Below are 10,274 nucleotides of genomic sequence, written 5' to 3'. Positions count from 1 at the left end.
CGCGCGCTCCATCACTCCGTGCAGAGAAACCTAAGACCGGTTATGACCCTGGCACGTGAAAGGTGCCGCAGAAACCCCTAACAGGCCCCTAGGGGCCCCTATGCGGGGACACTGCGGAATGCGCGATGAATATGCGTGTGCGACCGGATCATAATGCCCTCGGAGTGCGGGCAATTGCAAGAATCCCGAGGAGGGTTTCCGCGGTCGCCGGAAACGGGTGCGGGCCGGCGGGGGGTTGCTCCCCCCGCCGGCCCGCACCGCGGTCCGCGCTACATGCGGATCTCGGGCTTGTGGACGTCCAGCCAGATCGCGGTGTCCAGGGCTCGTTCCAGTCCGTTGCGGGCGGCCGGGGACAGGCTCTCGGGGGTGGCCAGTACCGTTTCGCCGAGCCAGTCGCGGCTGACGATCTGGAAGACGGGGCCGTCGTCGCCGAGGAGTTCCTTGGCGTGCCGCTGGAGGGCCTCGGCGTAGCGCCAGTCCTGGATGACGGGGTAGGGGCTCTTGGTGCGTTCGATCACGGATCGCGGGAGCAGGTGCTGCGTGGCGCCGCGCAGCAGGCTCTTCTCCCGGCCGTCGTAGGTCTTCATCGACCAGGGCGTGTTGTAGACGTACTCGACGAGTCGGTGGTCGCAGAACGGCACGCGGACTTCCAGTCCGACGGCCATGCTCATGCGGTCCTTGCGGTCGAGCATCATCCGCAGGAAGCGGGTGAGGTGCAGGTACGACATGACGCGCATGCGCTGTTCGTGCGGGCTCTCGGAGTCCACGCGGTCGATCTCGGCGAGGGCGGTGGCGTAGTTGTCGGCGACGGTTTCCAGCGGGTTCAGCGCGATGAGGGTGTCGAGGTTGTACATCTCGACGGGTTGGGTGTTGGGGGTGGCGCCGATCATGCCGGCGGTGATCCAGGGGAAGGTGTCGCTGTTCTGGACGGTGGGGTTGTGCAGCCAGCCGTAGCCGCCGAAGACCTCGTCGGCCGCTTCTCCTGACAGGGCGACGGTGGAGCGTTCGCGGATCGCCTTGAACAGGAGGTGGAGGGAGACGTCCATGTCGCCGAGGCCGGCCGGGCTGTCGCGGGCGATGACGACCTGGCGGCGCACCTCGGGGTCGGCGACGGAGGCCGGACCGAGGACGATGTCGGTGTGGTCGGTGCCGGCGTGGCGGGCCATGGCGGAGGCGAAGTCGGCGTCGTGGCTGCCGTGGACGCCGGTGGGGACGAAGTCGTCCGATGCCCCGCTGAAGTCCACGGCGAAGGTGTGCAGCGGCCGGCCCTCGGCGGCGCGGTGCTCGGCGGCGATCCCGGTGACGGCGCTGGAGTCGAGGCCGCCGGAGAGCAGGACGCAGGTGGGGACGTCGGCGACGAGTTGGCGGCCGACGCTGTCGTCGAGGAGGTCCCGGACGTGTTCGACGGTGGTGTCGAGGTCGTCGGTGTGTTCGCGGCTCTCCAGCCGCCAGTAGGTGTGGCTGCGGATGCCGGCGCGGTCGACGGTGACGACGGTGCCGGGGACCACCTCCCGCACGCCGTCCCAGATGGTTTCGCCGGGCGGCCGGTGGAGGGCGACGAACTCGCGCAGGCCGCGGGCGCTGACGACGGGCTTGGCCAGGGGGTTGGCGAAGATCGCCTTGGGTTCGGAGGCGAAGAGCACGCCGTCGGTGGTGGGGTGGTAGAAGAGCGGTTTGACGCCCATCCGGTCGCGGATCATGACGAGTTTGCGGGTGCGGGCGTCCCAGATCGCGAAGGCGTACATGCCGTTGAGTCGGGGGGCCATCGCCTCGCCCCACTCCAGGTAGGCGTTGAGTACGACCTCGGTGTCGCTGGACGTGCGGAAGTGGTGGCCGCGTCCGCGAAGTTCCTGGCGGAGCTCGACGAAGTTGTACACCTCTCCGCTGTAGGTCAGGGCGACGCGGCCGTCGGGGGTGGTGGTGTGCATCGGCTGGACGCCGCCGGCCAGGTCGATCACGGCGAGCCGGCGGTGGCCGAGTGCGGCGGGGCCCTCGATCCACCTGCCTCCGGCGTCGGGTCCGCGCCCGATCAGGGTGTGGACCATGCGGTCCAGGGTCGACGCCTCGTGGGCCAGGTCCCTGTCGTAGGCGATCCAGCCGGCGATGCCGCACATGTGGTGCTCCTCAGTGTCGCGGCGCTTCCTCCCGACGCCCGACGGACGCGCCTGTTCGGCCTCGACGCTAGGTCCGGACCGCGACGGCCCACATCCCCTACGAGCCCCTATCGCAAAGAACAAGGCAAGTCGAGGTAAAGGGAGTTCATGCCCTGAGGTGTGGAGGTAAAGCCGCAATAAAGGGAAGCCCGGGGCTGCCACAAGAAGGTATCCGCACGCAAAAGCGGAGGGGCGGTCACGAGGACCGCCCCTCCGCTCGCGGGGCCGACCACCGCCGGAACACCGCCTGTCGGGTCACCGCCGCGGTGCTACCCCCTGCCGGCTCCCGCCGGAACCCGCTCGATGAACGGGGCCAGCAGGCCGGGTACGGCGTCCTCCGCGAACGCGAGGCCGTCCGAGACGGCCACGTCGCGGACCTTGTACACGCCGCTGCCCGCCGCCGTCGCCGCACCCAGGGTGAGCAGGCCGGCCCGGCGCTGGAAGACGGAACGGGTGATGGACCAGCCGATGATCCCGTCGCGCTGGAGGGCCGCGGTGCGCCGGGTGAAGGTTCCGGCGCGGGTGACGAGATAGGGGCCGTGCAGGGCGTGACCGAGGTTGCGGTAGGCGTCGAAGGCGAAGGCCAACCCGACGGAGAACAGGACCAGGGCGGTGATCCAGCCGGTGTGCACGAGCACGGGGGTGAGCCACAGACCGAGCCCGACGAAGGGCACGGCGATCAGCACGGACCAGATCAGGGCGCGGTTGATCCTGCGCCGCAGGGCGGCGCGGGGATGCGGCGCGAGTTCCGCCTCGGTGGTCGGGGAGACGTCCTCGCCGAGGACGTCGGCGGCGATCCGGCGGGCCAGGGCCAGCGGCACGGGCGGAGTGAGCCGGCTGCGGCTGCTGTTCTCGTCCTCGTCGCCGAGGCCGCTGGCGACGGCCTTGAGGCGGGCCCCTCCGGCCCAGCGCAGCAGCAGCGGCTCGGCCACTTCGGCACCGCGCAGCCGCTGTTCCTCGATGCTGACGGAGCGGGTGATGAGCAGACCGCGGCGGACCCGGAGCATGCCCGTCTCGGGGCGGTCGAGGTGGTAGCCGCCCCAGCCCTCTATGAAGGTGGCCGTCGAGCCGGCGACGCCGGTCAGGACGATGATGGCGAAGGCGAGCAGCAGCCCGTACCAGAGCGGTACCGAGCCGAAGCGCTCCTCGATGTCCTTGACGATGCCGAGTTCGAGGGGGTCGACCTTCATCTCGTGCAGCGTGCGGTAGACGGTGCCGACGGCGATGAAGACACCGCCGACGCCCCACAGGGTGAGTGGCGCGTAGCGCAGCCACGCCCAGTCGAGCGCGGCGAGGGTGGCGTCGGTGTCGGGGTCGGCGGTCGCCAGGCCCTGGCGGGCGTGGCGGAGTTCGCTGAGCCGGCGGCGCAGTTCCTCGGCGTCGCGGGTGCTGAGGCCGTCCAGGGAGAGGCCGCCGCCGGAGGTGGCCTGGTCGCCGGTGGAGATCTTCAGGGAGGTGAGGCCGAAGATCCGGTGGAGGGGGTTGGCGGTCAGGTCGACGCTGCGGATGCGGTCGACGGGGACCGAGCGCTCGCTGCGGAAGAACCGCCCCTTGTGGAGTTCCACCCGGTCCTCGGTGATCCGGTACCGGGTGGTGAGCAGGCGCATCAGGCTGATGCCGGAGATGACCAGGCAGGTGATCAGGAACGAGGCGAAGGTGATCAGGACCTGGAGGGTGATCTCGCCGGTGATGACGGTGGTGGCGCCGAAGGTGGCCAGCGGTGTGGCGACGACGCTGAGGTTGACGAGGAACAGGCGCGGGTTGAGGCGCCCCCATCCGTCGCTCTCGGTGTGCTCCTGCTGTCGTACTGCGGTGTCCGGTGTCACGTGGCGTCTCCCGGTACGGCCTGGGTGGACGTGGTCAGCTGCTCGACGAGCTCGGTGGCGGTCCGGCGGTCGATGCCCTTGATCTTCACGGCGCCCGCGGAGGAGGCGCTGGTGACGGTGATCCCGGAGAGCCCGAACATCTGCTGGAGCGGGCCGCGGAGCATGTCGACGGTCTGGACCCGGGAGAGGGGAACGACGCGCCACCTCTGCCAGAGCCAGCCCGAGGCGGCGTAGACGGCTTCGTCGGTCATCTCCCAGCGGTGCACCCGGTAGCGCCAGATCGGCATGACGCCCATGTACAGCAGGCCGGGGACGAGCGCGACGAGGAAGAGCGGGCCGAACACGAAGCGTGCGGGCGTGATGGTGAGCCACAGCACGCCGAACACGAGCGGGAGCGGCAGGGCGAAGAGGGACGACTGGAGGGTCCACCAGCCGATGGCCCGGGTCTCGACCCGGTTGCGAGGAGGACGGAGCCTCAGTTCTTCGTTGTGCAGCACTGCGTCACCCTTGTTCCTGGAACGATGTCGATCGGTCGGTGTCCGTTGCCGTGGCGGCCCGTACGGCGCGCAGCCGGGACAGCAGGACCGCCGTCCGGGCCGCCACCGCCGACAGCGACATCAGCGCGAGCGAGCTCACGAGCACTTCGCTGCCGCTGAGTTGGTATGCGGTGGTCAGGCGGGCCGTCTGCGGGCCGAACCAGTGCTCGCAGCCGTACGCGAAGAGGAGCTGCACACCGGTGAGGAGGATCCAGACCGCGGCGTAGGCCGCGCCGCCGGTGCTGCGAATGTCTCCCGCGAGGGCCCGGTGGGCCGGGAGCAGGGCGCCTGCCGCGAGTCCGCAGATGGCTCCCACCCCGATGCCGGCGAGGTGCAGCGACGTGTCGTTGCCCGCCGTCGGAAAGGAGTGTACGCAGGCGCCGACGGCGAGGACGGCCACCAGTACGGGGCACGCGATCCTCACCCGGGTGACGCGCCGGCTGCCGCAGTCGGTCGCGAGGATGACGGTCAGGATCGCTCCGCAGGTCAGGAGTGCCGTCGTGAACTGGCCCACGTGTACAGCCCCGTCCTTCCCGATGTCCGTGACGACCCGTTGTCACGGATCCCTTCCGCTGCCTCCAACGTAGGGCGGGGCGCACGCGCCCGGTGCCGACCGATCGGTGGGAACGGCTGTCAACCGATCGACGGACACCGGCGGAGCTCGTGGTAGGACTGGTTCCGTGCACATGTACACGCAGCGGGAGGTTCCGCGGAACGTCCAGGGACGCGGGCTCGACTCGGGCGTCCGTTGGTTCGGTCTGTGGGACGGCTATTTCGCCGTTTCCTACCTCGTCACGGTCGTTCTGCTCTTCACCTCCGCCGAGGACCAGGTCCACCGGGCGTTCGCCATCGGCGCGCTGACGCTGATCGTGCCCTGGTACGCGGGGCTCGGTCGGAAACCGATGATCCGCCGGACGCACGGGCGGCGCAACCTCGTGTTCTCCGCCGGCCTGTTCCTGCTGTTCGCGTCCTCCAGCGCCCTGGACCTCGGCGGCTCCTTCGCGCTGTTCGCGGTGGTCCCGATGCTCATGATGAGTCTGCCGATGCCACCGGCGATCGTGTTGGTCGTCCTGGCCAACCTGTGGCCGGTGACGGTGGTGTGGTTGCGGGGCGGGCAGTTCGATCCGCACATCCTGTCGGTGCTGCCCATCTCGCTGCTGGGCACCGCCCTGTCGGTGCTGCTCGGGGTGTGGATCACCCGCGTGGTGCAGCAGAGTTCGGAACGGGCTGCGTTGATCGACGAGTTGCGGCTCAGCCGGGAACGGGAGGCTCACCTGTCCCACCAGGCCGGCATCTCGGCCGAGCGGGAGCGCCTGGCCCGGGAGATCCACGACACCCTGGCGCAGAGCCTGACGAGCATCATCAGTCTGGTGCAGGCGGCCGAGTCGGAGGTGGCGGTCAACCCCGAACGGGCGCGGTCCCGGCTCGGGCTGGCCGGGCGGGTGGCCCGGGACAGCCTGGACGAGGCCCGCGGCTTCGTCTCCAAGCTGACCCCGCCGCCCCTGCGGGAGAGCTCGCTGATGCAGGCCGTACGCCGACAGGCCGACCTGCTGATGGAGGAGACCGGCCTGGCGGTGCGGTGCACGGCCGGGGGCGAGGAGCAGCCACTGCCGATGGCCGTCAGCGTGGTGCTGCTGCGCTCGGCGCAGGAGGCGTTCGCCAACGTGCGCAAGCACGCCGGGAAGGCCCGTAGGGTGGACGTGACGGTGGCGTACGCGCCGGAGGCGGTACGCCTCGTGGTCCGCGACGACGGCGCCGGTTTCGACGCGCGGGCGTGGCTGGACGCACCGCCCGCCGCGACGGACGACGCGGGCGCCGGGAACGGCGCGCGGGGCGGTTTCGGGTTGCGCGGGATGCGCGCCCGGGTGAGGGAGATCGGCGGCATGGTGCGGGTCGACAGCAGCCCGGGAGCGGGCACGACCATCGAGATCACGGTGCCGCTGGGCCCGCTGGGAGAGGAGCCGGACGATGAGTGAGCCGACGCCGATCGGGGTGTTGCTCGCCGACGACCATCCCGTGGTCCGGGAGGGCCTGTCCGCCATGCTGGAACTCGACGAGGGCATCCGCGTCGTGGGCCAAGCCGGTTCGGGCGAGGAGGCGGTACTCCAGGCAGGGCGACTGAAGCCGGACATCGTCCTGCTCGACCTGCGGATGGGCGCGATGGACGGGGTGGCGGCGACGGGACACATCCTTCGGGAGTCACCGCGGACCAAGGTGGTCATCGTGACCACGTACGAGGACGACGCCGACATCCTGCGCGCGGTGGAGGCGGGAGCTGCGGGGTACCTGCTCAAGGGCAGTTCCCGGGACGAGCTGGTACAGGCGGTGAAGGCGGCGGCCCGTGGCGAGACGGTGCTGACGCCCTCGCTGGCGCCGAAGTTGTTCCGGGCGCGCGTGGCGGAGCCGCCGGTGCTGTCCGAGCGGGAGCGCGAGGTGCTGCAACTGGTCAGGCAGGGCCGGACCAACGCGGACATCGGGCGCCGGCTGTTCATCAGTGAGGCGACGGTCAAGACGCACCTGCTGCGGTCGTTCAAGAAGCTGTCGGTGTCGGACCGCACGGCGGCGGTGATGGCCGCCCTGGAACGCGGCCTGCTGTCCTGACGACCCCGCCCGCGGGCGATCCGTCCACGGGTGGTCCGGGGATGGGCGGGTGCCACGTCGACGGCGGGTGCCACGTCGACGGCCCGGCGCGGGGGCTGCGGACGGGGCGTGAGCGCGGCACGAGGGGCCGGGTGTCCGGGGTCGCACGGCCCCGGACACCCGGCCCCTCCCGTGTCGGGCCCCCCGCACGGGGCCCGGGCCTCAGGCGATGCCGGGCAGGCTCAGGTCCCACAGGCGGGCGGGCAGGTCCCGGCGCCGCTTGACCTGGAGCTTGCGGTAGATCCGGGTCAGGTGCTGCTCGACCGTGGAGACGGTCACGTACAGCTTGGTGGCGATCTCCCGGTTGGTGTGTCCGCGCGCCGCGAGGAGCGCCACCCGGGCCTCCGCCTCGGAGAGCACCTCGGCCTCGCTCGGCGCTTCGGCCTCGCGGCCGACCACGGGGGCGGGCTCGCCGTCGCCCTGCCCGGGGGTGAACTCCTGGCACAGGGGCTGCGCCCCGCAGGACTTGGCCACGTGCCAGGCCTTGCGCACGAGCATCCGGGCCCGGTTGAAGTCCCCGGCCGCCCGATAGGCACTGCCCAACTCGCCGAGGCTGCGGGCCAGTTGGAGCCTGTCCTCGCCCTGTTCCAGGATTTCCACGGCTTCGGTGAGCCGCTTGAGGCGGTAGCCGAGGTCGCCGCTGGTGCGGGCGAGCGCGAACAACAGGGGTCCCCGCGGTCGGCTGCCGGCCGGCCCCGTCTCGCGTTGCCGCTGCGCTTCGACGTACTCGCGGGCCCGCGGCACGTTCCCGATGGCCAGCCACGCCTCGGCGGCGTCCAACCGCCACGGCACCGGCTCCGCGGCTTCCATCTCCCAGGCCTGCATCAGTTCGCCGCAGGTCAGGAAGTCGCGCAGGGCCGCGTGGTAGCGGCCGGTGGCGAGGTGACAGCGGCCTCGGGCGCGCAGGTAGTGCAGCCCCGTCCGCGTTTCCAACATGGTCTCGGGCACCGGCTGTTCGAGCAGGCCCATGGCCTCTTCGAGGTTGCCCATCCGGGTCTCGGCCTCGATGAGGACGCCCAGCGGCAGGGCGATGCCCACGCCCCAACACGGCACGGATATCAGGGACATGGCCTGGCGGGCCTGGGCGGCGGCGCCCGGCAGATCGCCCTGGCGCAGCGCCACCTCGGCCCTGACCGCGCCGAGGACGGCCTGCCAGGTCGGCGCGTTGCTGGTGGAGCATTCGCCGAGCAGCCGGTCGATCCAGGTCAGGGCCAGGTCGAGGCGGCCCGCGTAGACGAGGGCCAGTACGGCGAGGACGAGGGAGGTCAGGGTGCGGTCGCTGAGGTGGTAGCGCTGCAGGACCCGGGTGGCCTCGGCGACGGCCGCCTCGCCCTGACCGCCGCGCAGCGCGGTCCGCATCGCCTCGGCGGCCGGGACGTGGGCGTCGTCGGGCATGTCGTGCGCGGCGGGCCGGCCGGCGGCGGGCGCGCGCGGATCGGGCGTGGTGGTGTCGGGTGTCTCGGAGGAGGTGAACACGTCCCGCACCGGGGGGCTGATCAAGGACAGCCAGTTCCGCGCGGCGGCGAGGGTGGCGGGTTCGTAGGCGAAGGGCCGGCCGGTGGTGCGGGCCTGGTCGGCGGCGGCCTGCAGGCCGTGTATCGCCTCGGCGGCCTGTCGGGCCTCCCCCATCCAGGCCAGGCAGGACACGGCGTGCAGGAGGTCGCGGTCGGTGAGCCGGCCGGCGCAGAACTCCCGTGACAGCTGCCGCAGGTGGCCTTCGGCGGCGGCCGGGCTGCTGCGCCAGACGATGCTGACGAGGCGGGACTTCAGGGCGGTGCGGCGGGACCCCTCCGGGCAGGAGTCGACGGCCAGTTCCCCGCAGCGCAGGGCCAGTTGGGGGTCGTCCTCGACGAGTGCGTACTCGGCGGCGTCCTGCAGGACGGGGATCGCCCACTCCGCCACCGGTTTGCGGGCGGCGAGGAGGTGGCGGGCGACGTCGAGGGCCGCCGCTCCTTCCTGGTGCAGGATTCGCGCGGCGCGCTGGTGGAGCGCGGACAGCGCTCCGGGCGGGGTCGCGGTCAGGACGGCGGCGCGGGTCGCGGGCCGGCGGAACGCTCCGTCGCGCAGGATCCCGCACCGGCCGAGGTCCTGGAGGGCCAGTTCGGCCGTCTTGACGTGGACGTCGGTGATGCGGCTCAGCAGGGCGGGCGGGCAGGCGTCGCCGAGGACGGCGATGCCGCGGGCGATGGCCGGCATCTCGGGGTCACCGCGGTGGAGGCAGTCGAGCACCGCACGCTCGAAGGTCTCGGCGGGCACGAACGGCTGGAACGGCTCGCTGTCGCCCAGGGTGGCCAGTCCGTCCTCCAGCAGTGCCTTGACCAGCAGCGGGTTTCCGCCGGTGGCCTCCTGGCAGTCGGCGGAGAGGCGTTGGGCGGCGGCGGTGGAGAAGTGCCCGGCCAGCAGGCGGCCGGTGCCGTCCGCGCTGAGCAGCGGCAGTCGGATGCTGGTGCAGTTGGGCTGGCGCTTCAGTTCCGCGTGGAAGTCGAGCTGGGCGGGCAGCAGCCGGACGGCCTCGGTCAGCACGATGAGGACGCCGGCCTGCCGGACCCGGCGGGCCAGGCACAGCAGGAAGGCGCGGGAGAGGGCGTCGCCGTGGTGGACGTCGTCGACGGCGATGACGACGGTCCGGCCCCGGGCGATCCGCAGCAGCGAGGCGCACACGTGGGGCAGGACCCGCATGCCGGCTTCGACGGCGCCCGTCGCGTCATCGGCACGCGTCGCCTCGGCGCTCACACCGTCGAGCAGAGCGGTGGCCTCGGCGTGGACGGCGGGGTCCAGTGGCGCGGCGCTGTCGAGGATCCGACGCAGGATCCCGAAGGGGAGGTAGCGCTCGGCTCGGGAGCCGGCCGCCTCCAGGACCAACGCCCCTTCGGAAAGCGCTTGTTCGGTGAAACACTCCAGCAGGGTCGTCTTCCCGCCGGCGATGGGCCCACTGATGACGGCGACGCGTCCGCGGCCCCGGCGGGCGCTGCCGAGCAGGTCGTTCAGCGTCTCCCACTCGTGTTCGCGCTCGACCAGCCTTGCCGCCACGGCCTCGTTCCCTTCCCCCGGACCACCTGAGCTTGCCCTGCACTGCACTGCGTCGTGCCTCCTCGCACCCCCGCCGGGCGGGCGGGGTG

Annotated in this window: 7 protein-coding genes; 2 read left to right on the top strand and 5 right to left on the bottom strand. The window is 71.8% G+C overall.

Translation table 11 applies throughout. The features are described from left to right. Positions 1 to 269: 269 nt before the first annotated feature. The 4 genes from asnB to ACFY0I_RS33340 form a co-directional block, all read right to left on the bottom strand. Positions 270 to 2,114, bottom strand: coding sequence for an asparagine synthase (glutamine-hydrolyzing) (gene asnB, locus ACFY0I_RS33355; RefSeq protein WP_388902760.1), 1,845 nt, complete (start codon positions 2,112 to 2,114; stop codon positions 270 to 272). Positions 2,115 to 2,422: 308 nt separating this feature from the next. Next, positions 2,423 to 3,979 carry a PH domain-containing protein gene (locus ACFY0I_RS33350; protein ID WP_388902757.1) on the bottom strand — a complete coding sequence of 519 codons (1,557 nt, stop codon included), beginning with the start codon at positions 3,977 to 3,979 and terminating at the stop codon, positions 2,423 to 2,425. Beyond that, positions 3,976 to 4,476: a PH domain-containing protein gene (locus ACFY0I_RS33345; protein WP_388902754.1), complete on the bottom strand. Its 501-nt coding sequence runs from the start codon at positions 4,474 to 4,476 to the stop codon at positions 3,976 to 3,978. Before ACFY0I_RS33345 ends, ACFY0I_RS33350 begins: the two co-directional genes overlap by 4 nt. A gap of 4 nt (positions 4,477 to 4,480) precedes the next feature. Further along, positions 4,481 to 5,029, bottom strand: coding sequence for a hypothetical protein (locus tag ACFY0I_RS33340; protein ID WP_388902752.1), 549 nt, complete (start codon positions 5,027 to 5,029; stop codon positions 4,481 to 4,483). A gap of 172 nt (positions 5,030 to 5,201) precedes the next feature. Here ACFY0I_RS33340 and ACFY0I_RS33335 point away from each other — a divergent pair, with 172 nt between their 5' ends. Continuing rightward, the gene (locus tag ACFY0I_RS33335; protein ID WP_388902783.1) at positions 5,202 to 6,491 is read left to right on the top strand and encodes a sensor histidine kinase; all 1,290 of its coding nucleotides are present in this window, start codon (positions 5,202 to 5,204) and stop codon (positions 6,489 to 6,491) included. After that, positions 6,484 to 7,116: a response regulator gene (locus tag ACFY0I_RS33330; protein WP_388902750.1), complete on the top strand. Its 633-nt coding sequence runs from the start codon at positions 6,484 to 6,486 to the stop codon at positions 7,114 to 7,116. Before ACFY0I_RS33335 ends, ACFY0I_RS33330 begins: the two co-directional genes overlap by 8 nt. Positions 7,117 to 7,317: 201 nt before the next feature. Here ACFY0I_RS33330 and ACFY0I_RS33325 read toward each other — a convergent pair whose 3' ends face one another. Continuing rightward, positions 7,318 to 10,185 (bottom strand): AAA family ATPase, encoded by a 2,868-nt coding sequence (locus ACFY0I_RS33325; RefSeq protein ID WP_388902748.1) that lies wholly within the window; start codon positions 10,183 to 10,185, stop codon positions 7,318 to 7,320. Positions 10,186 to 10,274: the final 89 nt, after the last annotated feature.

This window comes from Streptomyces sp. NPDC001568 (assembly GCF_042893755.1).
GTDB lineage: Bacteria > Actinomycetota > Actinomycetes > Streptomycetales > Streptomycetaceae > Streptomyces.
The sequence above is the reverse complement of the archived record's forward strand: the minus strand, read 5'-3'. Positions and strand labels throughout refer to the sequence as shown.